The sequence below is a fragment of the Sphingomonas sp. CCH10-B3 genome, assembly GCF_001556185.1.
Taxonomy (GTDB): domain Bacteria; phylum Pseudomonadota; class Alphaproteobacteria; order Sphingomonadales; family Sphingomonadaceae; genus Sphingomonas; species Sphingomonas aquatica.
This window is the reverse complement of the sequence record NZ_LSIJ01000073.1, coordinates 1-23,768: the sequence shown is the minus strand read 5'-3', so window position 1 is coordinate 23,768 and position 23,768 is coordinate 1. Positions and strand designations below refer to the sequence as shown.

Below are 23,768 nucleotides of genomic sequence, written 5' to 3'. Positions count from 1 at the left end.
ATAGACTGAAGGGACCGAAATGGCGCTTTTGGCGAAAGGATTGCTGCCCGCGTCCTTTCGCGGGGCGCCCTTTGCCGTCATCAACGACGATGTCGGCGGCGGTCGCCGCGTCGTCGTCCATCAATATCCGGGACGCGACACGCCCTGGACCGAGGACATGGGGCGCGAGGCGCGGCGCTTCCGTTTTCGCGGCTTCATCGTCGATGGCGACGTCGTCTTTGCCGGCGGGCCAATCCAGTTGCAGCGGCTGCTGCTGCTCGCCGCGCTTGAGAAGGGAGGCGAGGGAACGCTCACCCATCCGACGCTCGGTATCCTCAACGTACGGGTGTCGCGCTTCAGCATTGGTGCCGATCTCGGCGCAGGGCGGGTGTCGGACCTCGACATCGAATTTGTCGAAAGCGGCAAGCGCCAGTTTCCCTCCGCGCTCAGCCAGGACAGCGGCTTGCTGTCGGCGAAGAACCTCGCGATCGCCGCGCTCGTCGTCGACGGCGTGCGCGCCATTGCCGTCGCGGCCAAGCTGGCCGCTGGCGGCGGGCGCAAGGCACTCAATTCCACCGGCGCGAGCTGGGCCACGCGCACTTTGTCGCTGGGTCGCGATGCGACGGCCCTGTCCGGCCTTGCGACGCAACTGCCGGGCAATTACGGGCGCTTCGCAGGGCGCGGCAATGTCGGCCGCGACGGGCGCGCGCGGAGCATCTACAGCGACGCCACGACGGTTGCCGATCTGGCGACGGCCGCGACGATCGCGCGCGCGGCGATGCTCGAGGCATCGATGGCGCTCGGCAAGGCAATCGCGACGACGGCGCTGGCCGATACGACCGATATTGCTTCGGCTGCGGCGGCACTGGTCGCATCGCTGGTAGCCGCCTGCGCCGATCCGGGTGATGCCGTCCGGCTGCTCGTCAGACTTGCTCGATTCGAATCGGAGCGTGCCGAGGCAAAGACGCAGATCGGTCGCGCGCTGGTTGCCATCCTGCAGCGCGCGATTGCGGCCGAGCTCGCGAGCGCCGTGGCTGATTATCAATTGTCGAGCACCGACGACGCGATCGCGCTGATCAACCTGATCGCCCCGCTGCTCGACGATCTTGCGACCCATGCCGCCGATGCCGGCGAGGATGACAGTTTTCGCGCGCTTCGCGCCATTCGCGCGGCGCTCGTCACCGAGCTGCGCCGCCGCGCCGGCCCCTTGCCGAGCCTGCGCAAGTTCCGCCCCGACGCGCCGCGCCCGTCGCTCATGCTCGCGCAGCGCTATTATCGCGACGCGACGCGCAGCGCCGAGCTCGAGGCGGAAACACTTGCGATCCATCCGCTGTTCATGCCGACCGAATTTCAGGGGCTTGCCCGCTGATGCCCGACCCGATCGCTAACGATGCACCAACCGAAGTCACGGTGACGGCGAAGGCTGACAAGCGTGACCCCAACGACGTCACCCTGTTCGTCAACGGGCAGGAACTGAGCGGCTGGGAAAATGTCGAAATCACGCTGCGCGTCGAAGGCTTCCCCAACAGCTTTGCCGTATCGGTATCGGCCAAGCCGGGACTGAACGCGAAGGCCGGTGATGAATGCCGCGTGCTGATGGGCAATGACCCTGTCATCACCGGCTATGTCGACCGCGACAGCGAGACTGCCGATGCGCGGTCGCACATGATTTCGCTGCTCGGTCGCGGCAAGACGCAGGACCTGGTCGATTGCTCGGCCGAGTGGGAGGGCGGCCAGATCGCCGACAGCGACGCGCTGCAGATCGCGACCAAACTGGCCCAGCCCTATGGGATTGCCGTCGAGCTGGGCGAGGGCGCCAGCGCGGGGCCGAAAGTGCCGCAGTTCAACGTCAATTACAGCGAAACGCCCGCCGAAATCATTCAGCGCGTCGCGCGCAATGCTGGGCTGATCGCTTTTGAGGATGGTGACGGCAAGCTGATCCTGAGCAGCGTCGGCAGCAAGACGGCCATGAGCGGCATTGCCTATGGCAAGAATGTGCTGCGCTTCAATGTAGAGAACAGCATCGACGGGCGGTTCAGCAACTATGTCTGCATGTATTTCAGCGTTGATCCGTTTCAGGATATCCCGGGATCGAACTTCTTCTATCAGGTGAACGATCTGAACGTGAAGCGGCACCGCCAGCTCGACATCTTCGTCGAAAGCGGCGCGGTCGACATCAAGGCCTTCACCGAAAAGCGCGCCCGCTGGGAGGCCAACCGGCGCGCAGGGCGTGGCAATCTCGTGCGCGCCACGGTCGACTCGTGGCGCGACAGCGGCGGGAAACTGTGGACGCCCAACACCTTGATCCCGGTCGAACTGCCGCGCAATCGTGGCGGCACCCCACTCATTTTGACCGAAGTCACGTTCCGGCGATCGAACGACAATGGCACGACAGCCGACCTGGTATTGATGCCCAAGGAAGGTCTGTCGATCGAACCGATCTCGCTGCAGCCGATCGCCGCGGTCGACGTGGCACCGGCACCGGCACCGGCGCAATGATCAAGGATTTTCTGCTCAACCTGTTCGGCGTCGGCCATGTCACGATGGTCGACGACGACGGCGAGCTGCAGCTCGTGCAGCTGACCGAGCGCGCGGCCGGCAGCGGCTTCAAGGATCGCATCACCGACAAGGTGCGCCGCGTGATGGAATTCGGCTTTACCAGCGTGCCCCCGGTCGACAGCGAAATATTGGTGATCGGCTTGCTCGGCGATCGCTCGGGCCGGGTCGCGATCGCGACCAGTCACCGGCCTTCGCGGATCAAGGGGCTGAAGCCCGGCGACGTCGCGATCTACGACGTGCGCGGCGCCAAGATCGTGCTGACCGAGGATGGCCTCCAGATCGACTGCGCGGGGCTTGCGGCCTCGATCGAGAATTGCACCACGCTCACGATCAAGGCGAGCGAGAAGGTACGGATCGAAGCCGATACGCTCGAGGTGACCGGCGACGTCGTCAGCCGCGCCGATGGCACCAACGTCAGCCTCAATGGCCTGCGCGACGCCTATCACGCGCACAAGCACACCGGCGTCCAGACAGGCAGCGGCTCGACCGGCCTGACCGACCACGACGTTTGATTGCCGTTTCGCTGCGGCGAAACAGGTGCGGTACCGGCCCGCTCCCCCACCCGGCCACCCAACGGAAGTATCATCTGGGTGGCCGGGTGGGGGAGCGGGCCGGCGCCGCGAACCGAAGCCGAAGGGTTCGCAAAACATGCCTGATCTCATCACGCGCTGGGACACCGGTCGCGGCGTCGGCGACTGGGTGCCGACTGCCGCCAATCAGGTGATCTGGACCGACGAGGACGGCAACAGCGTCACCGACCAGAACGGGCTGCCGATCAATTCCATCTTCACCGCTGGCGGCGATCTGCTCGGCGGCGACGATCTGATGACGGCAGTCGTGATCAGCCTGTTCACCGATGCCGTCGCCTCGGCCGACGACGTGATTGCCGATGGTTCCGACGATCCGCGCGGTTGGTGGGGCGGCCCGATCGGATCGAAGCTGTGGCTGCGCCTGCGTGCCAAGCAGGTGCCGGTCACGCTCGCGCTGGTCAAGCGCGACATCGAGGACGCGCTGGCGTGGCTGGTCGAAGACGATGTCGCCGCCGCAGTCGATGTCACCACCGAATGGACGCGCCCCGGCATGCTGGGTGCCCTGGTCATTATCCGGCGCGCCGATGGTACCCGCCGCGCGCTTGCCTTTTCCGCTGCCTGGAGCGCCACCTGATGCCTTTCCCGCGCCCTTCACTCACCGAACAGCGCGCGCAGGTCGCCGCCGATATCGACGCGGCGCTGCCCGGCCTCGAGGCGCGCTTCCGCTATTCGAACATCGGCATCATCGGCGACGTGCAGGCAGCGGCCGCGCACGGGCTCTATGGCTATCTTGACTGGATCGCGCGTCAGAGCGTGCCGTTCACGGCGACCGACGAATATCTCGAAGGCTGGGCCGCACTGGCCAAAGTGACGCGCAAGCCTGCCACAAAAGCCTATGGCACCGCGCGTTTTGCCGCGACGGCGGGCAAGTCGATCGCGGCGGGGCAGCCGGTGACGCGCAGCGACGGCGTGGCTTATGTGACCACGGCGTTGGCGAACGAAAGCGGTGGTCACATCGATGCACCGATTCGCGCCATGACCGGCGGCGCCGATGGCAATGCGCCCGACGCAACCGTGTTGTCGCTTGGCATCGCGATCAGCGGCGTCACCGGTACAGGTGCCGCTTATGGCGCGATCGGCGGCGGCATCGATGTCGAGCGCGACAACGAGCTGCGCAGCCGCATGATGGAGGCCTTTGCCAATCCCGAACAGGGCGGCTCGATCACCGACTATGCCCGTTGGGCACGCGAAATCCCCGGTGTCACGCGCGCGTGGATCCAACCGTCGATCCAGGGGCCGGGTACGATCGGCATCTTCTTCATGATGGACGCAGCCCAGGCAGCGCATGCCGGCTTTCCGCAAGGCACCAATGGCTGTGCGACTTACGAAACGCGCGACACGACCGCGACGGGCGATCAGCTCACCGTCGCCAACGCCATTTTTCCGCGCCAGACCGTCCAGTCGGTAGTCTACGCGGTTGCGCCCGTCGCCAACACGCTCGACTTCACCATTGCGGGGCTGACGGGCGCGAGCGATGCCACCAAGGCCGCGATCGCCGCGGCGATCGACGCAGCGCTCTATGCCGGCGCTGCACCGGGGGGCATTGCCTATATCGGTGACATTGAGGCGGCGATCGCCGGCGTGACCGCTGCGGCCGGGTTCGTTATCACCGCTGTGACGGGGTCGGCCGGAACGGTCGAGCATGGCGGTACCGGCAACATCATTTCCAACGCCGGCGCGCTACCGGTGCGTGGCACGGTGACTTACGCGTGACGCTGACGGCGCCCAAATTCGACGGTGACGACGGGTTCGACGGCAATCCCGTCTATACGCCGATCACGCCTGGCCAGCCGACGCCCGATCCAATCCCGGTCGTACCGACGCCGCCGGCGGCGCCGATCGCACTGCCGGTGGCGCCGCCGATCCCCGATCGCGCGCCAACCGCATTGCCGACGCCCGAGCTTGACGGCAATGCGCGCTTTACCGTCGAAGATTATACGGCGGCGCTGGCGGCACTGCTGCCCCGCGGCCGCGCCTGGTCCGAGGACCCCGACAGCACCCAGCGTAAGGTGCTGGCGGGTCTCGCTGCCAGTCTCGAGCGTCTCGATGCCGATGCATCGGGCTTGCTCGACACATCGTTGCCCGGGTCGATCTCGCCGATGCTGCCCGAATGGGAAGCGACGCTCGGGCTGCCCGACGCCTGTCTCGGCGGCACGCCGAGCTTTGCCGACAGGGCGGCGCAGGTCGCTTCGCGCTTCACCCGCAAGGGCGGGCTGTCGCGCCAGCGCTATATCGACTTCGCCGCGACGCTCGGCTTCGAGATCACCATTGCGACCTATTCGCCATTCCGCATCGGCCGCACGCCGATTGACGGGGTGAACGGGATCGGGGCGCCCGACTGGTATTTCGTCTGGGGTGTCACCGTCGTCACCAATCACGGCGGCCTCTCGCCATCGGTGCTGATGTGCGAGCTCGAACGGATCAAGCCCGCCGAGACCAAAGTCATTCTTCTCAGCTGATCAGGAAACACTCATGCAATTGATCGACGGGCCGACGCGCGCGGCCACGCGGCCGACGCCGCTCGCCACCGGTACCGGCGCCGCGTCGCCCGGCTGGTTCGCCCAGCCTGACCTCGCGGCAGGCATCGCACCGACGATCCCGACGCCCGATTGGTGCAACGGCATCCAGGGCGAGCTGATGAGCGTGATCACCGCCGGCAGCGTTACACCCGACAAGGCATCGATCACGAACCTGCTCACCGCACTGCAGACTTTGTTCGTGCCGGCGGGCGGCAGCAGCGGCGTGGTGACGGGTACCGATCAGGCGAGCATTCCGCTCGCAGGTGGTTTCATTCTCAAGGTCGGTCAGACGCTCGGCACGTCGAGCGAAGGTGCGCTGACGGTGACCTTCACCACAGCTTTCCCCAACAAATGTTGGGCGCTTGTCCCGGTGTCGGTCAACACGAGCGGCACGAACACCAAGGATATCTGGCCGCAGCGTCAGACGCGAACGGCAGCCTCAGTGACCCTGTTCATGAACCTGGGCGGCGGCGGCACCACCAATTCGATCGATGGCGTCGACTGGATCGCCGTCGGCAACTGATCGACCGCGTCCGACAACTCCATCAACCTTGCGAGTAAACCCATGCCCACTATCCCGGATTACGGGCCGCCGACGCGCGCCCTGTCGACTGCCGATCAGTTTGCCGCCTGGCAGGATGGCAAGCAGGTTGCTGCTACCGGTGCCGATGTTCAGGCATTCACTGCAGCAGCGTCGCAACAGGCAGCCGACGCGGCCGAGGCCGCGCTCGAAGAAATCAGGTCGCTAACAGCCGTCCTTGACGACATCACCAATTATGATGGCAGCTTCGTCGGCAAATATCCGGCAACGCGCGGCGGGATCGACTTCGTCCCCGACAGCAGTGCGCTGATCCTTCCGGCCGAGCGACGTCGCAGGATCGGGCGGATCGCGGTCGGCATTTCGTCGGTCGGCGATGGTCGGGCCGCGCTGACGATCGCCGAGGGCACGCTGCCCAATCTGACGTTCGTGCGCGCTATCCAGCTTCCCAATGCAACGGCGACCGGCCCCAAAATCTACGCGACCGATGCATCCGGCACGCCGTTGAACAACCTGATCGAGGAAACGCAGCATGTGCTGTTCAGCGCGCCTGCGGGCGGGGTGGGCATCAGCACCGATCTTGCCGATGCGACCTGCCATTTCACCTATCCGGGCGTGCTATCCAGCGGGACCGCCGCGCTGACGCCCAGTGTTGGCCAGCGGTTTGCGGCGGCCGTCGAAGTGCTGGAGCCGCGTGCCGAGATCCGCTCGTCGGTCCTGAGCGCGGAGCTGAACGATCGTATCGACAATGCCGGAGCCGGCGGCCTGCCCGACGCGCCGACCGAATGGCAGATCGAGTTCAGCTGCGGCCAGTCGAACGAGGCGGGCTATAACGAGGATCAGAACCCCCTCGTGCTGCCCGCCGGGTGGGTCAAACAGTATCACAACGGGGCGTTGAGCGAGGTGCTCGGCGATCCGATCGGTGATCCGAAGCCGGGCTACACGACGGGCAGCTCGATGCTGCCGGCGACGGCGCTCGAAATCATCAAGGCCCGCAAGGTCGGCGTGATCATCGTCCCGGCGGCGGCGCCGGGCTCGTCGCTGCTCGCGTCGTCGGACGCGGGGCAAGGCTTCGGGGATTGGTCGGCGACCGGGCCCAACAAATACACCGCCGCGATCGCCAAATTGAACGCCGCGAAGGCGGCAGCGACGGCCGCTGGCCTTTCGTGGTTCATGGGCGCCGTTCACTGGTGTCAGGGCGAAGGCGATGCCGAGGCGATCACCGCGGGGCGCAGCACGATCGAGGCATATACGGCGGCGTTGCCGGATCTGGTCGACCGGTTCGTTGCCGACTGCGACGGTGGCGAAGACCTGCCGTTCATCATAACGATCACCGGCCGCCCGGCCGCTTCCGATCCTGCCAGCTATGCCGCCGTGCGCGCGGCGCAGCGCGCTTTCATCAAGTCGAGGTCGAACGTCCACCTGGGCTTCGGCGGCGCAGTGAAGTTCTTCGCCTCGATGAAGGACTACATCCACTGGTCGACGGCGCAATACAACCTCGCCGGTACTGCCCGAGGCCGTGTCTCTGCGATCGTGACGGCGGGGCGGGCATGAGCGGCAAGCGAAGGTTGCCTCGCGCCGCTGGCACAATTGCGCTTTTCCGCGCGGCGCAAAATCCATTTCCGGAGCTTTGGCGATGACCGATCCCACGCCGCCACGCACACGTCGGTCGCGCGCGGCGACGCCGCCACCTGTCGCGTCCTCCGACCCCAACAGCCTGTTGCTCGGCAGGATGAGCGGTGAGTTGGAACAGGTGATGGGGGCGCTGACAAGTCTGTCGACCAAGGTCGATTCATTGTCGCGCGAAGTCTTTGCCCTCGGGCCGCTCGCGGCCGACATCCGTGAAATCAAGACGAACATTGTCGCGATCGAGGGGCGCATCCGCCAGCTCGAGGAAAAGCAGATGCAGCGCGATGGGCGCGACGGCCTGGTCGCGCTGGTCATGAAGTCGCCCGCGCTGGGCTGGTTTGCGAGCGCTGGCGCCGTGATCTGGGCCATTCTTTCCGGAAAGGTACACCCATGAAACTGATCGAAGGTTGGCGGCAGTTCCACCGTTTCTGGAGCATCCGCCTCGCGGCCCTTGCCGCTGCGCTCCCACCGCTGTGGAGCGCGATTCCGGACGACATCAAACACCGGCTGCCGGGCCCGACCGCGACGATCGGCGCGAGCGTCATCGCCGTCGCCATCATCGTCGCGCGCCTCATTCCGCAGGACACGGGGAGCAAGACCAATGCGTAGCATTCTACCGTCGCCGCCGCGCCCTGGCGCACCCCGCATTCAGCCGATGGACGATCCCAAGCCGTCAGGCACCGGCAAAACGCTGGCGGCGCTGCTCGGTATTCCGATCGCCGCCGTCGCCAGCCTGTTCGTCACAATCCCCGCCGACGAAAGCGGGCGCACCGTGAAGGCGACGGTGCAAGCCGATGGTTCGATCGCGATGCAGCACGTCGCGGGGAAGCAGTATCTGCGCGCCTACTTGGACATGGTGGGAGTTGCGACGGCGTGCGATGGCATCACCAAGGGCATTCGCCTCGGCATGACGTTTACCGAGGCGCAGTGTGCGGCGATGCTTGAGCGCGAGCTGATGGCGCATGCCGTGCCGATCCTGAAGTGCGTGCCGAAGCTTTACGGTCGTGAGCATCAGGTACTTCCGGCGATCGGGCTCACCTACAACATCGGCACCGCGGGATTCTGCAAGTCGTCGATCGCCAAGCTGTGGAACGCGGGCCAGTGGCGCGCAGGCTGCGATCGGTTCCCGCTGTTCAACAAAGCGACCGGCAATGCGGCGTGGGCGCGCAAGCAACAGGCGGTTGGCGAACGCTGTGAACCAATTTCGGGCGGGCGCTTTCGCTGTTCCGTCAAGGGGTTGACCAACCGCCGCGCCCGCGAGCGGGCCGAATGCCTGAAGGGGTTGTGACGATGGGCTATTTGCTGGTCGTCAACGCGCGCGCTTCGGTGCCCGCTGTCCTGGTCGAGAATCTCGACGATGCTCCCGCAGGCGCGTTCGAATTTTATACGATGGGGCGTGGCGAAAGGACCATCGGTGGCATCATCCTGAAATGCCCGTGCGGCTGCGGCACAGCGACGGCGATGCCGTTCCGGCGCGCGTCGGACGAAGATGCGTGGCCCGTCTGGTCGTGGGACGGCAACGAACAAACCCCGACCGCGACGCCGTCGCTGCTGATCTATCAACTCAACGAAGCTGGCCAGATTGTCGGGGAGCATTGGCACGGCTTCCTGACGGCCGGCGAATGGAGGTCATGCTGATGCCACTGATCATGTTCTTCACCCGGCTCGCGCTCGGCTGGGGGTTGCCCTCATGGGCGTCGAAGGCTTTCGGGTACATCGTCCCCATCCTCGGCGCGATTGCCGTCGTGCTGGGCGCCTGGGCGTTCTTTGCAAGCCATTATGAGCATAATGGCGCCGCCAAAAATCAGGCGAAGGTCGAAAAGGCCCACACTGCCCGCGTCATCGAAGCGCGCGCCGACGAACGTGCCGCCCAGGCGACCAGCGACGCGATCGGCCGCGGCGTCGCGCGAGACAATGCCGCCAGCACCGAATTCACCCGCACCAAGGTTTCGGAGATCCACGATGTCATCGCCAAGCTTCCGCCTGCGCCTGCTGGCGCTTTGCCTCCCGCTGCTCCCGTTGGTGAGCTGCGCGACCACGTCAACGCCGTCGTTGATCGCGCGAACCGAGCGGCCGAAGCTGCCGACGCTCGACCCTGAACTGGTCAGGACCGAACGGCTCAACCCGCTGATGGCAGCGCCGATCGGCAAGCCGCTGTTGATCGATGCCGCGCAGCTCGACGAGCTCTACACCCGCCTCGCCGAATATGGCGCGGCCGTCGAACGCGCCAACAAGCGCGCCGGCGGAGTGAAAGAGCGCGACCGCTGCGTCGCGGCGCTGTTCGCGACCGGCAAACCCGCGCCGGGATGCCCGGCGCTGCCGGCGCCCTAGGCGAGCGTTGTCATGAACTGGAGGTACTGATCGCCCCTGACCGGGTGCCAATGCGCCAGCGCGGCGTCAGCGGCGGCGCGCAGCGCCTCGGGAGCGCTTGCGCCGTTGCCACCCCAGCGCGGAAAAGCGCCGATCCGCTGCCACTGCGCATCGGCCTGCCCGCATTGCACTTCGGCTTGCCAGCCGACCCGGGCCGGCCGGGTAAACCAGCGCCAGCGCAGGTGTGCGCCGGCGCAATAGGCCGCCAGATCGGCGAGCGCTTCGGCTAGCGCAGGCTCGAGAGCATCCAGGCCGTCAGCATCAGTCCCACGATGACCAGCGCTTCGACCTGCGCCGCGCTCGGCCGACGCATCAGAGATCGAGGCCACGGCGCTCGATCTCCGCGAGCAGTGCCTCGACGCGTTCTTCACCGGGCGTGCCGTCCGTCGCCTGATAGGCTTCGATCAGTGCACGGTCGGTCATCTCGCTTGGAAGGGTGTCGGCCATGACGGCGTGATATCAGCCGCCGTTCGCCGCGCCAAGCTGGGGTATCGATGGGGGTATCGTGGCGCGTGGCGCCGCACGCAACTCAAGTATTTCCGGGATTTTCGGAAAGCGCGACGCGGAGGGATTGTCCGCGTCGCGCGTGCCCCGCCGCCTGACCTGCGCGACCACTCTCTCTAGCATGGAAGCGTTAGATGCTCACCAATGCCGTGGTCAAGGCCGCGCGCCCGGCTGCGCGTGCCTATAAGCGCGCCGACACCGGCGGCTTGTTCCTCTATGTCGCGCCGACCGGCCTGAAGTCGTGGCGCTATCGCTATCGCCTCAAGGGGCGCGAGCAGCTGCTCGTGCTTGGCCGCTATCCCGAGCTCGACGTGGGTGCAGCGCGTGAAAAGCGCGACGACGCCAAAGCGATGCTCGAGCGGGGCGAGGATCCGCGCGCCGCGCCCAGTGACGAGTCGACTCGATTCGAGACGATCGCGCGCGCCTGGGTGGCGCAGCAGCGCGAGCGATGGACGCCACGCCATGCGCTCGATGTGATCACCAGCCTCGAGCGCGACGCCTTTCCGGCGATCGGCGCGCTGGCGGTCATCTCGATCGATGCGCCGATGGTGCTCAAGCTGCTGCGCGACGTCGAGGCGCGCGGCTCGATCGAAAGCGCGCGCCGCCTGCGTCAGCGGATCGCCAAGGTTTTTGCCTTTGCCATGTCGCAGGGCATCGCCGCGACCAACCCGGCGGCGATCGTCGCCGGCGCGCTCCAGTCGGCCGCCGAGCCGCGCGAGCAGCCCGCCTTGCTGGATATTGCCGCAGCACGCCAGCTGATCGCCGACGTCGAGCAGCTGGACGCACCGGCGGTGCTGAAGCTCGCTTCCCGCTTTCTGGCGCTGACGGCCGTGCGACGCGCAGCCTTGCTCGGCATGCGATGGAACGAACTGGAAGGTGTAGACTGGTCGACCGGTGGGGTGACCGAGCCCATGTGGCGCGTACCCGCCGGACGCATGAAGCTGCGCGCCGGCAAGAAGGCACTGGCCAAATATGACCACGTCGTGCCGCTTGCGCCGGCGGCGATCGACGTGCTGCGCGCAGCGCGCACGATATCTGGATCGGCCGAGCTGGTTTTTCCGCGCCCGGGGGAAAACCTCCCGCTGCGCGGCGGCGCGCTGCGCGATCTCTATGTCGCGGCCGGTTATGCCGGGCGCCATGTGCCGCACGGCTGGCGCGCGACCTTTTCGACGATCATGAACGAGGCGATGCCCGTGGCGCGCGCCACGATCGACCAAGCGCTGGCGCACAGTCCGAAGGACAAGGTCGAGGCGGCGTATAATCGCAGCGCCCAGCTCGGCCGACGTCGCGAGATCTTCGACGCCTGGAGCAAGCTGCTCTTTCCTGACGACTGATGGCGCCTGTCGGCGCATGGGCGCATGCACGCATGCACGAAGAACGGGCATCATACCCGTTCTCGCCGGGCGAGCCGCAAGCGACGGCGTGGCACGGTTCGTGCTCTCCCCATCCCGGCAGCAGAAAATCCCGCCCGCCATGCTTGGCGGTCGGTCAACGGGGCATCCGGCATTCTCACCGGGCGATGGGGACAATCAATCAGCGCATCGGATCGCCTTATGCGATCCGATTCCTTTTATTCTTCATCTGGAGCGGGATTCTGACGCGATCCTTGACTCGCGTTCTCGGCAGAAGCGACACGGTCGCTGAGCGAAGAAAGCGCGGCGGCTAGAGCGGGGTCGTCGACCTGAAAGCCGATGCGCTCGGCCGTGCTGACGCGCGCCAGCATCGCCTGCGTTTCAGCCTTGTCGTTCATGACCGCCCAGGCGGCGTCAGCCGGAACCGGCGCCGGTGCCAGCATCCAGCCGAGCGTCTTGCGCAGCCAGTCGGGCAGCGGCAACAGATAGGCGTTCGAGATTTGTTCTACCTGCGGCCCAAACGGCTCGGGATTGTCGATCGGCCGCGATCGTCGCAGCCAGTCGACCAGGCCGGCCGTCTTCAGCCGCCGCAGTGCCGCATGCACCGTCTGGCGGCTGATGCGCAGCGCGCGCGCGATCGTCGCTGCCGCCTGGTCAAACCGGCCAGTCTTATAGTCGCGCGACTTCAGGATGTATTTATACACCCGCAAGCCATTGGGCCCGAGCGCGCCCCAGGGCTTGCCGGGTTGTTTGGAGTCGTCGTCATAACGCGCCGCCGCCTTGAGCCGGGCGCGCCGCTCCTGGGCGCCAAAGACGTTGTGCTGTTTCCACAAGCGCAGCTCGCGCTCGCCGGCATAGCGGCTGCCGCCGCGCACCGGCTGAAACGTACGCTTCTGGACTTTTCGCCCCGCGACGCCGGCGGCGACCGCACCAAAGCTGCGCGCGCTCATGCGGCACCCCCGGTCGCTTTGGCGACCAGTTCGCGTGCGCGTCGCAAAAGGTCCGCGAGCGGATCGTCGTCGGCATCGCCGGTGCCCGGCGCTTGATCGCACAACAGATCAGCCAGACAGGCCTCAACATCGCGTGCAAATTCGATCGCCTCGGGCGCGGTGGCGATCAGGCGCGCGTTGGTGATCGTTTCATCTTCGCTTCGCTCACCAGTCGGCCAAAGCATTTGGCAGGCCGGCAGCAAGTCACCGATACTGCTTACAGTGTCACAAACAACCCGTGCGCTGAACGGATCAACTGCCCATGGTGGAGGGGTGTGCTTCGCGCTCACGCTGCACCGCCTGACCGGCCTAGCCGAGTAAATCGCGGGCGGGCGCCATGTCCTTCATCAGCAGATCGGCCCAGGCTTGCGCGATCTCGCGCCGCCGCGGCATGTAGAGCGCGCGATTGTACGCCGCCTCGACGCCCTCCTGCACATGCGCCAGCATCAGGTCGATGATCGCACGATCGCCCGGGCGGTCTTCGATCGCGGCGCGTTCGTTCATCACCGTCGAAAAGGTCGCGCGCCAGCCGTGCGGCACATGGACGCCGCGAAAACCGCTTGCCAGATACAGCCCGCTCAGCGTCGAATCGCTGATCGGCACGCTGCGCTTGGTCGCGGCCGGGAATAGCCACGGCGACGTCGGCCCCGACAGCGCCAGCACGGCGCGCACCACATCGACGGCCTGCGTGCTCAAGGGGATCGCGAATTCGAACGCCGCGTCGCGCTTGCGTTCGCGCGTCAGCTTCATCTTCTCGGCCGAGATGCGCCACACCGGGGCGGGGCTGTCGAGGTCCTCGAACTCGTGCCGCTCCGCCAGCCGGATTACCCCCGGGCGCGCCGCCGTCAGCGCCAGCAGCCGCGAGGCGAGTTTGGTCAGCCGGTAAGCGGGCTGCAGCTCGACCTTGCGCAGGATCTGGCGCGCATGCTCGATCCGGGTCGCTGCAGGCCGGAGCTGGCGCGAGACGGGCGCGAGTGCGCGCTGGATCGTCGCCGCCGGGTCGTGCGTCGCCCGGCCCGTCGCGATCGCGTGCACGAACACATCCGACAGATGCTGCCGCACCCGGTGCGCCATTTCGCGCGCGCCCGTCGCTTCGATCGCGCGGATCGCCTGCAACACTTGCGGCGCGGTGATGTCGGCGATCGGCATCGATCCGATCAGCGGAAAGAGATGATTCTCGAATCGATCGAGGATCTGATCGGCATAGCGCGGCGCCCAGTTGGGTTTCCTCATCGCGTGCCATTCCTCGGTCACGGCGCGCAGCGACGTCCCCTGCGCCAGCGCCATGTGCGCGCGGCCGATCCGCTTCAGTACGCCCGGATCGCGCCCCTCGCGCAGCACCGCCCGCGCCGAATCCCGCAGCGCCCGCGCCTGCGCCAGCGATACTTCGGGATAGGGACCGTGGGTGAGCTGCTTTTCCTTGCCGTCGAATCGGTATTTCTGGCGCCAGGACTTCGACCCCGTGGGCAGCACCAACAAATGCAGCCCCTTCTCGTCGGCGAGCTTGTAAGCCTTGTCCCGCGGCTTCGCCTGACGACAGGCTAGGTCGTTGAGCACGTGATGCCCCCATCGGCGTGGCAGCATGCCCCCCCGGTGCCCCCAAATCGCTTGCGCTGCGATGATCCTTTATGATCCGCCATGCACCTGTGGTTTGCCGGTTTTCCGCGCCTAAGCAAGCAAATTGCGCCGCTATGACCCCTCGTGATCCTGTGGGGTGGCTCCCTGAGTAGGATTCGAACCTACGGCCGCTCGATTAACAGTCGAGTGCTCTACCGCTGAGCTATCAGGGAATGCGGTGCGAAGCGCGCTCTATAACTGGCGATTCAGCCTTTGCAAGCGTTCACGCGATGAATTGCTCCATCGTGATGCGGTCGTCGAGCGCATGTTCGGGATCGAACAGCAGCGTCAGCTCGCGCGTGCGGTCGATCGCGATCTCGACGCTGGCGACATCGCGGACTTCGCGCTGGTCGGCAACCGCGCTCACCGGGCGTTTGTGCGGTTCGAGCACGCGCAGCCGGATGCGCGCCTTGTCGGGCAGGATCGCGCCACGCCAGCGCCGGGGGCGGAACGGGCTGATCGGGGTGAGCGCGATCAGCGCCGAGCCGAGCGGCAGGATCGGTCCCTGCGCCGAGAAGTTGTAGGCGGTCGATCCCGCCGGCGTCGCCGCGAGGATGCCGTCGCAGGCGAGCTCGGGAATGACGATGCGGTCGTTGAGCGTCACTTCGAGCTTGGCCGTCTCGCGCGTTTCGCGCAGCAGCGACACCTCGTTGATCGCGGGCAGCGAGACCCGCTCGCCGCTCATCGTCGTTGCAACCATCCGCAGCGGCGTGACCTTGAACGCCTTGCTGCCCGCCAGCCGTGCGTCGAGGCCGTAAGCCTGCCAATCGTTCATCAGAAAGCCGACCGTGCCCAGGTTCATCCCGAACACCGGCAGCGGCGCGCCCGTGCGCTCGAGCTGACGGTGCAGCGTCTGCAGCATGAAGCCGTCACCGCCAAGCGCGACGATCAGCTCGGCTTGATCCTCCGGCAGCCATTCATAGCCATCGGCAAGCGCCCTTGCGGCTTCCTGAGCCTGCGGGGTCGGCGATGCGGCCAGCGCGCGCCGGGTGAAGGCGGTCATCCGCCGGTCACGCTCATGTGCCGCGCGACCGCAGGCGCGCTGCCGGGGGCGATGGCGAAGTCGTGGCGTTCGGGCTTGCGGTCCATCGCCATGTCGAGCACCGCGTCAAGCCCGGCAAGGCCCTGTTCGCGGATCACGCTTTTCAGATCGACCTGATCGTCATGGCCGAGGCACATGAACAGCCGCCCGTCGGTTGTCAGCCGCACCCGGTTGCAGGTCGCGCAGAAATTCTCGGTCAGCGGCGAAATGAGGCCCAGCCGCGTGCCCCAGGGACTGACCCGCCAATAGCGCGCCGGACCGCCGCTGCGGTGGTCGCTGGCGCTGAGCGTGAACCGTGCGGAGAGATCGGCGAATACCTGTGTCAGCGGCAGGAAGCGATCGGCGCGATCCTCATCGATGAAGCCGAGCGGCATCGTCTCGATCAGCGATAGGTCGAAGCCATTGGCACCGCACCATGCAAGCATGTCGGGAATCTCGGCCTCGTTCAGACCCTTCAGCGCGACCATGTTGATCTTGACGTTGAGCCCCGCGTCGCGCGCGGCAAAAATGCCGCCGAGCACCTGCGTGACGTCGCCGTGGCGGGTAATGTGGCGAAAGGTCGCAGGGTCGCGGCTGTCGAGGCTGACGTTGATGCGCCGCATGCCCGCGGCGTAGAGCGCGTCGGCATGATCGGCGAGCCGGGTTGCGTTGGTCGTCATCGTCAGCTCGTCTAGCCCTTGGCCGAGCGATCGACCCAGCCGCCTTGCCAGCTCGGTTACGTCGCGCCGCACCAGTGGCTCGCCGCCCGACAGGCGGATCTTGGTGACGCCGCGCGCAATGAAACGCTCGGCGATCAGCGCGATTTCCTCGAGGCTCAGCACTTCGCTGCGCGGCAGGAAGGTCATTTCCTCGGCCATGCAATAGCGGCAGCGCAGGTCGCAGCGATCGGTCACCGAAATCCGCAGATAGCTGATCGTGCGACCATGGCGGTCGATAAGGGCAGAGCCGCAAGCCATGGCGCAGAGCTAGGCTTTCGTGCGGGTGGCGGCAAGGGCATCCGCGTGGCACAATCCGACCAGACATATTCGGGAGAGAGCGATGCCCACCGACATCGAAGCGCAACTGGCGGATGCGCGCACACTGCGCACCGAGGGGCAGGCCGATCGCGCAGCCGCCGCCTATCGCGAGGCAGCCGATCTGGCCCGCCGTGGCGAGCAGCCGCAACTGCGCGCGCATGCCCTGCGGCATTTATCGGATCTGGCGCGGGAAGCGGGCGATATCGAAACAGCGCTCGCCAGCGGCCGCGAGGCGCTGTCGCTCTATCGCGCCGACCCTGCCGCGCTCCCACTCGATGTGGCGAATGCGCTGCGCGTGACCGCGCTCGCGCTCGGTCTGCGTGGGCAGACGAACGAAGCGGTGCCGCTGTGGCGCGAAGCGCGCGGCCTTTATGCCGGGCTGGGCATTGAGGCAGGCGTGGCCGAATGCGACCAGCATTTGCCGCGACGAGGGAATTGAAGCCCCGGCCCGCGGCGGCAGGGCAGACAGTGGCGCCAATCAACGGGCGCTGCTACGCTTACCCGAAATGACCGAAGCGTCCGCGCCCGATCCGAATTGCCAGGCGGTTCCAGACCCAGCGCCGCTGTTCATCCTGTCCTTTCGTCAGCGTGACGAATTGGCAGCGCTTGCCGGTCGTCACGGCTGGCTGGCGATCGCGGCACGGCGCGGCGACGGCGCTGTCGAGCGTTACCGGGCGAGCGGCGCGGCGCTCGCGGTGGTCGATGCGCGCGGCGCGCTCGGCGAAGGGCTGGCGGCGACCGCGGCACTCGGCAATGCCGTCGCCCAGCGCGGCGGCGCGCTGCTGGTGCTGGTGTCGCGCGGCGACGTCGGCGCGCTGGCGGCGCTGTATGAAGCGGGTGCTACCCATTTCCTGTCGAGCCCGCATAGCGAGGCCGAGTTCGTCGAGGCGCTGCGCTATGCCGCGCGCCATGCGGCTCGGGTCGCGGCGGATTGGCGCGGTGGCGAGATACCGGCGCCGCTCGGCTGGCGGATCGATGGCGCAGGCGTGGTACGGCTGACGCCGGCGCTCGCGCGGCTGCTCGATGTGCCCGCTGCGCCGACGCCGCGCGCGCTGCTGCGCCAATTGACGCCCGCAGACCGCGCGACGGCGCTCGCCGCCTGGCGCCGGTTGCGCGCCGGGGCGACGCCGACCGCCTTTGCGCATGATCTCGGCGCCTTGGGGCGCGTTGTCGAGCATCTCCATCATGATGCGGCGAGCGGCAGTACCGAAGCCGTCATCGAACGGCTCGGCGCTGTACCCGAGGCAGCGACGATCCTGCGCGATGCCTTGTCGGGGGTGCGTGACGCTGCTGGCGCGCGGCGCTGGCTCGACCGGCAATTGGGCGAGGGGCGGGCAGTGCAGGCCGCACTGATCGCGCTCAATCGCTTCGACATCGTCAACACGGCCTATGGCCGCACGGCGGGGGATGCGCTGCTCCGCGCGGCGCAGCGCCGGATCGAGGAAGTCGCGGCCGATCTTTTCGGGCGCGGCGCGGTGGTCGCGCGGATGGGCGGCTCCGAATTCCTGCTCGCCGCCGACGACAGCCCGCAGCGGATCGAGTTCGCCGCCGGACGCGTCGCGGAGGCACTGCTGCGCCCCTTTGTCGCGGGCAGCGCAGTGACGGTGCTGGGCTGCCGCATCGGCATCGCGCCCGCGCAGCTGCCCGGCGAGACGGCGGCCGACCTGCTGCGCCGGGCGGGCGAAGCGCTCGCGATCGCGCGTGCTTCCGACAGCCTGACGATCCATGTCGCGCGCGACGGCGATGCGGGGCCATCGCTCGATACGCTCGCGGTCGACCTGCGCAATGCGATCGAACGCGGCGAGATCGACATCCTGTTCCAGCCGCAAGTGGCGATCGGCAGCGGCGCCATCGTCGGCGTCGAAGCGCTCGCGCGGTGGGAGCATCCGCAGCGCGGCGCGCTCGGTGCGGAGACTCTGTTCGCGGCTGCCGACCGCGCCGATGTCGCGATCGCGCTATCGGACCATATCCAGCGCACCGCGCTCGCGCGTGCCGCCGACTGGCCGCCAGCGCTCGGCAAGCTGCGGCTGGCGATCAACCTGACCGCCGCCGACATCGCCCGGCCGGGCTTTGCCGATATCTTCCTCGACCGCATCGACGCGAGCGGCTTTCCGCGCGCGCGGCTGACGGTCGAGATCACCGAAAGCGGGCTGATCGAGGATCTGGGGATTGCCGCTGCGCTGCTCAGCGAATTGCGCAGCGCCGGATGTCGCGTCGCGATCGACGATTTCGGCACGGGCTATTCGAGTCTTGCCTATCTCAAGGCATTGCCGCTCGATTACCTCAAGATCGACAAGAAGCTCGCGCAGGACATAGCCGGGTCGACGCGCGACCGCATCGTGGTGCGCGGCGTGATCGACATGGCGCGCTCGCTGGGGCTGTCGGTGATCGCCGAAGGGGTGGAGACGCCCGAGCAACTCGATCTGCTCGCGAAGGAAGGCTGCCAATATTATCAGGGCTATCTCTGCGCCGAACCGCTCGATGTGACGGCGCTGGCAGCGCTGATCGCGGCACGAAAGGAATGACGATGGCGAAACTCGCTTGGGGCATGGCATCCGCAACAATTGCGCTGGCTGTGCCCGCGGTCGCGCAACCGGCCGAAAAGCATCAGGTCGAAGCAGCGATGACCGCCAGTGCCGCGGGATGGAACAAGGGCGATGTGAATACCTTCATGGCGGTTTACTCGGATTACCCCACCACCAGCTTCGTCACCAAGGAGGGGTTGCTGCGCGGCAAGGCGGCGATGACCGCGCGGTACAAGGCGCGCTACAGCTTCGACGATCCGGCCAAGCGCGGGGTGCTGAGTTTCAAGACGCTCGACTTCCGGCTCCTGGACGCGAAGCACGCGCTCTACATCGGCCAGTATCTGCTGACTTATCCGGGCGGAAAGACCGCGACCGGCCCGACGACGCTGGTGTTCGCAAAGGAAGCGGACGGCTGGAAGATCATCGCCGACCATAGCAGCTGAGGCGCCGCTAGGCCGCCCCGCCGTTGCGGGCAGCGAGGTCGGCGATCTCGACCAGGGCGAATCCCGCGCCGATGCCGCGCGCCAGCGCCTCGAACAGCGCAACCGCATTGGGATCGATCGGCCCCGTTTCACGCCAGTAAGCGCAGATGGCGTGGGTCGGCGGGTGGTCGCCGATCGGCACCGCGACCAGGCTGCGGATGAAGGTCGCGAGATAGACGTTGAGCGGAATGTCTTCGACATGGGTGATGTCGGGAACGACGATCGTCCGTTCCTCGGTCATCGCGCGGCCGGCAAGGCATTTGTCGATCGGGAATTGCAGCCCGGTCCACAGCGGCTCGACCGTGTCTTCGGCGAGATAATCGGTTTCCTCGCCGATGCGCTTGACGATGGTGATGCCATCGGCGCGGGCGATGCGGCGGGCAGCGGCATGGGCGAGCGCGACGACCTCGGCGGCGGTGGCGGCCTGCGCCATCGCGCGTACAGTGTCGGCAAGCAACGCCCAGCGTGCGGCAACCGTCATCTCGGTCATCCGTACAAGCCCCCGTCAGATTTCTTCGGCTGTGTGCGTAACATATTCCGTGACTGAAACAAAAAAGCGCTCATCCCGCCGCCTTGGCAAGCCCCCTTGCGAGTTGCAGCGCGCCGTTGAGCCGCGCCTTGGGATCGCCCCAGGCGCGGGTCAGCACGAGCTTCGAATCGGGTCGCAGTTTGGCGATGCCGCCGAGCCGTTCGACATAGGCCAGCAAGCCGGGGACGTTGGGCGGGTTGTCGTCGTGGAACGCAACCAGCGCACCGCGCGGGCCGACGTCGATCTTGGCGACGCAGGCCTTTTTCGCGTGCAGCTTGATTTCGATCAGGCGGACCAGATTCTCGGTCGCGTCGGGCAGTGGGCCGAAGCGGTCGATCAGCTCGGCGGCAAACGCCTCGATCCCCTGCGGCTCGTCGATGTCGTTCAGGCGGCGGTAGAGGCCCATGCGCAGGTCGAGATCGGGGACATAGTCCTCGGGGATCAGGATCGGCGCATCGATGGTGATCTGGGGCGAGAAGTCGCGCGGGCGCTGGGCGAGGCCACCCGCCTTCGCGTCCATGATCGCTTCCTCGAGCATCGACTGGTAGAGTTCGTAACCGACTTCGCGGATGTGCCCCGATTGCTCGTCGCCGAGCAGATTGCCCGCGCCGCGAATATCGAGATCGTGGCTCGCGAGCTGGAACCCGGCGCCGAGCGATTCGAGATCGGACAGCACTTTCAGCCGCTTTTCGGCGGTCTCGGTGACGATTCGGTCGGCGGGCGTCGTGAGGTACGCATAGGCGCGCGTCTTGGCGCGACCGACGCGCCCGCGCAGCTGGTAGAGCTGGGCGAGGCCGAAGCGGTCGGCGCGGTGGATGATCATCGTGTTCGCGCTCGGGATGTCGAGTCCGGACTCGACGATGGTGGTCGACACCAGCACTTCGAACTTCTTGTCGTAGAAGGCGCTCATCCGCTCTTCGACTTCGGTCGGTGCCATCTGGCCGTGCGCGACGACGTAGCGGATTTCGGGGACATGCTCGCGCAGGAATTCCTCGATTTCGGGCAGGTCGGCGATGCGCGGGGTGACGAAAAAGCTCTGCCCGCCGCGATAATGTTCGCGCAGCAACGCCTCGCGCAACACCACCGGGTCCCACGGCATCACGTACGTCCGCACCGCGAGCCGGTCGACCGGCGGCGTCTGGATCACCGACAGTTCGCGCAGGCCCGACATCGCCATTTGCAAGGTGCGCGGGATCGGCGTGGCGGTCAGCGTCAGGACATGGACGTCGCTCTTGAGCGCTTTCAGCCGCTCCTTGTGGGTGACGCCGAAGCGCTGTTCCTCATCGACCACCACCAGCCCGAGCCGCTTGAAGTCGACGCTCTTCGCAAGGATTGCGTGGGTGCCGACGACGATGTCGATCGTGCCGTCCGCCAGCCCCTCGCGGGTCGCCTTGGCTTCGGCGGCGGTGACGAGGCGCGACAGCCGCCCGATCCTGAGCGGAAAGCCTTCGAAGCGTGCCGCGAAGTTGTTGTAATGCTGGCGCGCAAGCAGCGTCGTCGGGCACACCACCGCGACTTGCAGCCCCGCCATTGCCGCGACGAATGCTGCCCGCAGTGCGACTTCGGTCTTGCCGAAGCCGACATCGCCGACGATGAGGCGATCCATCGGCTTGCCCGCCGCCAGATCGTCGAGCACATCACCGATCGCGCGGTCCTGATCGTCGGTTTCTTGATAGGGAAAGCGATCGACGAAGCTCGGATAGCCGCTCGCATCGGGCTCGGCGACTTCGCCGGGGCGCAAAGCCCGCTCGGCGGCAATTGCGATCAGCTCACCCGCGATTTCGCGGATGCGCTCCTTCATCTTCGACTTGCGGCGCTGCCACGCCTCGCCGCCGAGCCGGTCGAGCGTGCCCGCTTCGTCGCTACCGTAGCGGCTGAGCACGTCGATATTCTCGACCGGCACGTAGAGCTTGTCGCCGCCCGCATATTCGAGCGCGACGCAGTCGTGCGGGCTCTGGCCGACCGGGATCGAGGTGAGGCCGGTGTAGCGGCCGATGCCGTGATCGACGTGAACGACGAGATCGCCGGGCGAAAGCGTCGCCAGCTCGGCGAGAAAGGCGTCGGCCGACTTGCGCCGCTTGGTGCGGCGGACGAGCCGGTCGCCGAGCATGTCCTGCTCGGTCAGCACCGCGACATCGGGCGCGGTGAAGCCATGGTCGAGCGGGAGGACGATCAGCGCGACATTCCCGCTCGCGGCGAGGCCAAGCGCGTCCTGCCAGGTCTCGGCCTTCATCAACCGCTTAAGCCCATGATCGGCAAGCAGCCCCGACAGCCGATCGCGCGCACCAATCGAATAGCTGGCGAGCACGAGCTTGCGCTTTTTCATCACCTTGGCGGCGTGATCGGTCACAGCTTCGTAGATATTGGCGCCCGATGCGCGTTCGGGGGCGAAATCGCGTGGGCCGTCGACATCGAATTCGAGGACGCGGTCGCTCGCGGGTTCGTGGAACGGCGTGACGAGGTGGACCTTGGCCGCGCTCAACCGCTCCTGCCATTCGGTGGGCGCGAGATAGAGCTGGTCGGCAGGTAGCGGGCGATAGCTGCCGGGATCGCTCGACTGCGCACGCACGCGATTGGCGTGATAGTCGCTGATCGCCTCGAACCGGCTTTCGACCGCGCTGGCGACGCCCGAATCGCGCACGATCACCGCATCGTCGCCGAGATGATCGAACAGCGTTGCGAGCTTCTCCTCGAACAGCGGCAGCCAATGCTCCATGCCCGCCAGCCGCCGCCCGTCGCTGATCGCCTGATAAAGCGGATCGCCCGTCGCCGTCGCGCCAAAGCGGTCGCGGTAGCGCGTGCGGAAACGCTTGACGCTGTCGTCGTCGAGCAGGGCTTCGGACGCGGGCAGCAGCGTGAAGCCCTCGACGCGGCCCGTGGTGCGCTGGTCGCCGGGATCGAAGGTGCGGACCGATTCGATCTCGTCGCCGAAGAAATCGAGCCGCAAGCCTGCCTCGGCGCCGCTCGGGAACAAGTCGACCAGGCCACCGCGCACCGCGAATTCGCCCGAGTCGGTCACCGTCTCGACGCGCATATAGCCGTTCGCCTGCAGCAGGCTGGCGACGCGGTCGCGCCCGATCCGCTCGCCGGGGGCAAGGGTGGCGACGAGCTGGCGGATGCGGAAAGGGGTGAGCGTGCGCTGCGCGGCGGCGTTGGCGGTGGTGAGGATCAGCTGCGGCCTGGACCGCTTGGCCTGCAGCTTGTGGAGTGCCGCGACGCGCTCGGCCATGACGCGCAGGGTCGGCGAGGCGCGGTCATAGGGCAGGCAGTCCCATGCCGGATAGGCGATCGTCTCGATCTCGGGCGCGAAATAGGGCGCGGCGCCCTCGATCGCGCGCATTGCGGCTTCGTCCGGCGCGATGAACACGGTGCGCCCACCCGCGCGCGCGAGATCGGCGAGCAGCCACGGGAGGAAGCCGTTGGGCACGCCGCTGAGGGTGAGCGGGGCGGGGGCCGAGAGGAGAGTCGTCAAGTTGGGCATTGGAAGATCCGAAAGCCCTCTCCCCCTGCGGGGGAGAGGGTTGGGTG

The 23,768-nt window shown here is 66.9% G+C and carries 26 protein-coding genes and 1 tRNA gene; 18 read left to right on the top strand and 9 right to left on the bottom strand.

Features of this window, described 5'->3' with window-relative positions; translation table 11 throughout:
• Positions 1-19 precede the first annotated feature (19 nt).
• The 14 genes from AX672_RS12195 (at position 20) to AX672_RS12130 (ending at position 10,145) form a co-directional block, all read left to right on the top strand.
• Positions 20-1,348 carry a DNA circularization protein gene (locus AX672_RS12195; protein WP_066651745.1) on the top strand — a complete coding sequence of 443 codons (1,329 nt, stop codon included), beginning with the start codon at positions 20-22 and terminating at the stop codon, positions 1,346-1,348.
• Positions 1,348-2,478, top strand: coding sequence for a phage baseplate assembly protein (locus tag AX672_RS12190; RefSeq protein ID WP_066651744.1), 1,131 nt, complete (start codon positions 1,348-1,350; stop codon positions 2,476-2,478). Before AX672_RS12195 ends, AX672_RS12190 begins: the two co-directional genes overlap by 1 nt.
• Complete coding sequence (locus tag AX672_RS12185) at positions 2,475-3,050, top strand: phage baseplate assembly protein V (protein ID WP_066651742.1); 576 nt, start codon at positions 2,475-2,477, stop codon at positions 3,048-3,050. The genes AX672_RS12190 and AX672_RS12185 overlap by 4 nt, the downstream gene beginning before the upstream one ends.
• Positions 3,051-3,186: 136 nt before the next feature.
• Entirely contained in the window at positions 3,187-3,702 is a 516-nt protein-coding gene (locus AX672_RS12180) for a phage GP46 family protein (RefSeq protein WP_066651740.1), read from the top strand.
• Positions 3,702-4,841 carry a baseplate J/gp47 family protein gene (locus AX672_RS12175; RefSeq protein WP_066651738.1) on the top strand — a complete coding sequence of 380 codons (1,140 nt, stop codon included), beginning with the start codon at positions 3,702-3,704 and terminating at the stop codon, positions 4,839-4,841. Before AX672_RS12180 ends, AX672_RS12175 begins: the two co-directional genes overlap by 1 nt.
• Entirely contained in the window at positions 4,838-5,587 is a 750-nt protein-coding gene (locus AX672_RS12170; protein ID WP_066651736.1) for a YmfQ family protein, read from the top strand. Before AX672_RS12175 ends, AX672_RS12170 begins: the two co-directional genes overlap by 4 nt.
• 13 nt (positions 5,588-5,600) lie before the next feature.
• Positions 5,601-6,170, top strand: a complete 570-nt coding sequence (locus tag AX672_RS12165; protein WP_066651734.1) for a gp53-like domain-containing protein — start codon at positions 5,601-5,603, stop codon at positions 6,168-6,170.
• A gap of 42 nt (positions 6,171-6,212) precedes the next feature.
• Entirely contained in the window at positions 6,213-7,739 is a 1,527-nt protein-coding gene (locus AX672_RS12160) for a sialate O-acetylesterase (RefSeq protein ID WP_066651732.1), read from the top strand.
• 82 nt (positions 7,740-7,821) lie between these two features.
• Positions 7,822-8,208, top strand: coding sequence for a hypothetical protein (locus AX672_RS12155; RefSeq protein ID WP_066651730.1), 387 nt, complete (start codon positions 7,822-7,824; stop codon positions 8,206-8,208).
• Complete coding sequence (locus tag AX672_RS12150; RefSeq protein WP_066651728.1) at positions 8,205-8,423, top strand: DUF7940 domain-containing protein; 219 nt, start codon at positions 8,205-8,207, stop codon at positions 8,421-8,423. The genes AX672_RS12155 and AX672_RS12150 overlap by 4 nt, the downstream gene beginning before the upstream one ends.
• The gene (locus tag AX672_RS12145; RefSeq protein WP_082730531.1) at positions 8,416-9,102 is read left to right on the top strand and encodes a lysozyme; all 687 of its coding nucleotides are present in this window, start codon (positions 8,416-8,418) and stop codon (positions 9,100-9,102) included. Before AX672_RS12150 ends, AX672_RS12145 begins: the two co-directional genes overlap by 8 nt.
• A gap of 2 nt (positions 9,103-9,104) precedes the next feature.
• On the top strand, positions 9,105-9,452 hold the full coding sequence (locus AX672_RS12140) for a DUF6527 family protein (protein ID WP_066651724.1): 348 nt from the start codon (positions 9,105-9,107) through the stop codon (positions 9,450-9,452).
• On the top strand, positions 9,452-9,913 hold the full coding sequence (locus tag AX672_RS12135) for a hypothetical protein (protein WP_202189322.1): 462 nt from the start codon (positions 9,452-9,454) through the stop codon (positions 9,911-9,913). Before AX672_RS12140 ends, AX672_RS12135 begins: the two co-directional genes overlap by 1 nt.
• Positions 9,867-10,145: a hypothetical protein gene (locus tag AX672_RS12130; protein ID WP_066651721.1), complete on the top strand. Its 279-nt coding sequence runs from the start codon at positions 9,867-9,869 to the stop codon at positions 10,143-10,145. Before AX672_RS12135 ends, AX672_RS12130 begins: the two co-directional genes overlap by 47 nt.
• Here the strand turns inward: AX672_RS12130 and AX672_RS18625 are convergent.
• Positions 10,142-10,513, bottom strand: a complete 372-nt coding sequence (locus tag AX672_RS18625; RefSeq protein ID WP_168727460.1) for a hypothetical protein — start codon at positions 10,511-10,513, stop codon at positions 10,142-10,144. The two genes, AX672_RS12130 and AX672_RS18625, sit on opposite strands and share 4 nt — an antisense overlap.
• Before the next feature lie 309 nt (positions 10,514-10,822).
• On the opposite strand from AX672_RS18625, the gene AX672_RS12120 reads away from it, so the two are divergent.
• Positions 10,823-12,022: a tyrosine-type recombinase/integrase gene (locus AX672_RS12120; protein WP_066651719.1), complete on the top strand. Its 1,200-nt coding sequence runs from the start codon at positions 10,823-10,825 to the stop codon at positions 12,020-12,022.
• 236 nt (positions 12,023-12,258) lie between these two features.
• Here the strand turns inward: AX672_RS12120 and AX672_RS12115 are convergent, their stop codons facing one another.
• The 6 genes from AX672_RS12115 to moaA all read right to left on the bottom strand — a co-directional run bounded on the left by AX672_RS12115 (position 12,259) and on the right by moaA (position 16,644).
• Complete coding sequence (locus AX672_RS12115) at positions 12,259-12,990, bottom strand: MarR family transcriptional regulator (RefSeq protein WP_066651717.1); 732 nt, start codon at positions 12,988-12,990, stop codon at positions 12,259-12,261.
• Positions 12,987-13,319 carry a hypothetical protein gene (locus tag AX672_RS12110; RefSeq protein WP_168727459.1) on the bottom strand — a complete coding sequence of 111 codons (333 nt, stop codon included), beginning with the start codon at positions 13,317-13,319 and terminating at the stop codon, positions 12,987-12,989. The genes AX672_RS12115 and AX672_RS12110 overlap by 4 nt, the downstream gene beginning before the upstream one ends.
• 19 nt (positions 13,320-13,338) lie before the next feature.
• Positions 13,339-14,586, bottom strand: a complete 1,248-nt coding sequence (locus AX672_RS12105) for a tyrosine-type recombinase/integrase (protein WP_066651793.1) — start codon at positions 14,584-14,586, stop codon at positions 13,339-13,341.
• Between the two features lie 158 nt (positions 14,587-14,744).
• A tRNA-Asn gene (locus AX672_RS12100) sits at positions 14,745-14,819 on the bottom strand.
• Positions 14,820-14,869: 50 nt separating this feature from the next.
• A complete protein-coding gene (locus AX672_RS12095) occupies positions 14,870-15,649 on the bottom strand; it encodes an NAD kinase (protein WP_066651715.1) in 780 nt (259 codons plus the stop codon).
• Positions 15,646-16,644 carry a GTP 3',8-cyclase MoaA gene (gene moaA, locus AX672_RS12090; protein WP_066651713.1) on the bottom strand — a complete coding sequence of 333 codons (999 nt, stop codon included), beginning with the start codon at positions 16,642-16,644 and terminating at the stop codon, positions 15,646-15,648. The genes AX672_RS12095 and moaA overlap by 4 nt, the downstream gene beginning before the upstream one ends.
• A gap of 82 nt (positions 16,645-16,726) precedes the next feature.
• Between moaA and AX672_RS12085 the strand changes: the two genes are divergently transcribed.
• The 3 genes from AX672_RS12085 to AX672_RS12075 all read left to right on the top strand — a co-directional run bounded on the left by AX672_RS12085 (position 16,727) and on the right by AX672_RS12075 (position 19,672).
• Complete coding sequence (locus tag AX672_RS12085; protein ID WP_066651711.1) at positions 16,727-17,143, top strand: hypothetical protein; 417 nt, start codon at positions 16,727-16,729, stop codon at positions 17,141-17,143.
• A 67-nt stretch (positions 17,144-17,210) separates the two neighbouring features.
• Positions 17,211-19,229, top strand: coding sequence for a putative bifunctional diguanylate cyclase/phosphodiesterase (locus AX672_RS12080; RefSeq protein ID WP_066651709.1), 2,019 nt, complete (start codon positions 17,211-17,213; stop codon positions 19,227-19,229).
• Between the two features lie 2 nt (positions 19,230-19,231).
• Positions 19,232-19,672, top strand: a complete 441-nt coding sequence (locus tag AX672_RS12075) for a YybH family protein (protein ID WP_231731313.1) — start codon at positions 19,232-19,234, stop codon at positions 19,670-19,672.
• 7 nt (positions 19,673-19,679) lie between these two features.
• Here the strand turns inward: AX672_RS12075 and AX672_RS12070 are convergent, their stop codons facing one another.
• Positions 19,680-20,201 (bottom strand): GAF domain-containing protein, encoded by a 522-nt coding sequence (locus tag AX672_RS12070; RefSeq protein ID WP_066651708.1) that lies wholly within the window; start codon positions 20,199-20,201, stop codon positions 19,680-19,682.
• Positions 20,202-20,271: 70 nt separating this feature from the next.
• Positions 20,272-23,721, bottom strand: a complete 3,450-nt coding sequence (gene mfd / locus AX672_RS12065; protein ID WP_066651706.1) for a transcription-repair coupling factor — start codon at positions 23,719-23,721, stop codon at positions 20,272-20,274.
• Between the last annotated feature and the right edge of the window lie 47 nt (positions 23,722-23,768).

Bases quoted from the DNA above. Each gene is read 5' to 3' on its own strand.
- AX672_RS12195 (WP_066651745.1), top strand. From the start codon at position 20: ATGGCGCTTTTGGCGAAAGGATTGCTGCCCGCGTCCTTTCGCGGGGCG.
- AX672_RS12190 (WP_066651744.1), top strand. From the start codon at position 1,348: ATGCCCGACCCGATCGCTAACGATGCACCAACCGAAGTCACGGTGACG.
- AX672_RS12185 (WP_066651742.1), top strand. From the start codon at position 2,475: ATGATCAAGGATTTTCTGCTCAACCTGTTCGGCGTCGGCCATGTCACG.
- AX672_RS12180 (WP_066651740.1), top strand. From the start codon at position 3,187: ATGCCTGATCTCATCACGCGCTGGGACACCGGTCGCGGCGTCGGCGAC.
- AX672_RS12175 (WP_066651738.1), top strand. From the start codon at position 3,702: ATGCCTTTCCCGCGCCCTTCACTCACCGAACAGCGCGCGCAGGTCGCC.
- AX672_RS12165 (WP_066651734.1), top strand. From the start codon at position 5,601: ATGCAATTGATCGACGGGCCGACGCGCGCGGCCACGCGGCCGACGCCG.
- AX672_RS12160 (WP_066651732.1), top strand. From the start codon at position 6,213: ATGCCCACTATCCCGGATTACGGGCCGCCGACGCGCGCCCTGTCGACT.
- AX672_RS12155 (WP_066651730.1), top strand. From the start codon at position 7,822: ATGACCGATCCCACGCCGCCACGCACACGTCGGTCGCGCGCGGCGACG.
- AX672_RS12150 (WP_066651728.1), top strand. From the start codon at position 8,205: ATGAAACTGATCGAAGGTTGGCGGCAGTTCCACCGTTTCTGGAGCATC.
- AX672_RS12145 (WP_082730531.1), top strand. From the start codon at position 8,416: ATGCGTAGCATTCTACCGTCGCCGCCGCGCCCTGGCGCACCCCGCATT.
- AX672_RS12140 (WP_066651724.1), top strand. From the start codon at position 9,105: ATGGGCTATTTGCTGGTCGTCAACGCGCGCGCTTCGGTGCCCGCTGTC.
- AX672_RS12135 (WP_202189322.1), top strand. From the start codon at position 9,452: ATGCCACTGATCATGTTCTTCACCCGGCTCGCGCTCGGCTGGGGGTTG.
- AX672_RS12120 (WP_066651719.1), top strand. From the start codon at position 10,823: ATGCTCACCAATGCCGTGGTCAAGGCCGCGCGCCCGGCTGCGCGTGCC.
- AX672_RS12115 (WP_066651717.1), bottom strand. From the start codon at position 12,990: ATGAGCGCGCGCAGCTTTGGTGCGGTCGCCGCCGGCGTCGCGGGGCGA.
- AX672_RS12095 (WP_066651715.1), bottom strand. From the start codon at position 15,649: ATGACCGCCTTCACCCGGCGCGCGCTGGCCGCATCGCCGACCCCGCAG.
- moaA (WP_066651713.1), bottom strand. From the start codon at position 16,644: ATGGCTTGCGGCTCTGCCCTTATCGACCGCCATGGTCGCACGATCAGC.
- AX672_RS12085 (WP_066651711.1), top strand. From the start codon at position 16,727: ATGCCCACCGACATCGAAGCGCAACTGGCGGATGCGCGCACACTGCGC.
- AX672_RS12080 (WP_066651709.1), top strand. From the start codon at position 17,211: ATGACCGAAGCGTCCGCGCCCGATCCGAATTGCCAGGCGGTTCCAGAC.
- AX672_RS12075 (WP_231731313.1), top strand. From the start codon at position 19,232: ATGGCGAAACTCGCTTGGGGCATGGCATCCGCAACAATTGCGCTGGCT.
- AX672_RS12070 (WP_066651708.1), bottom strand. From the start codon at position 20,201: ATGACCGAGATGACGGTTGCCGCACGCTGGGCGTTGCTTGCCGACACT.
- mfd (WP_066651706.1), bottom strand. From the start codon at position 23,721: ATGCCCAACTTGACGACTCTCCTCTCGGCCCCCGCCCCGCTCACCCTC.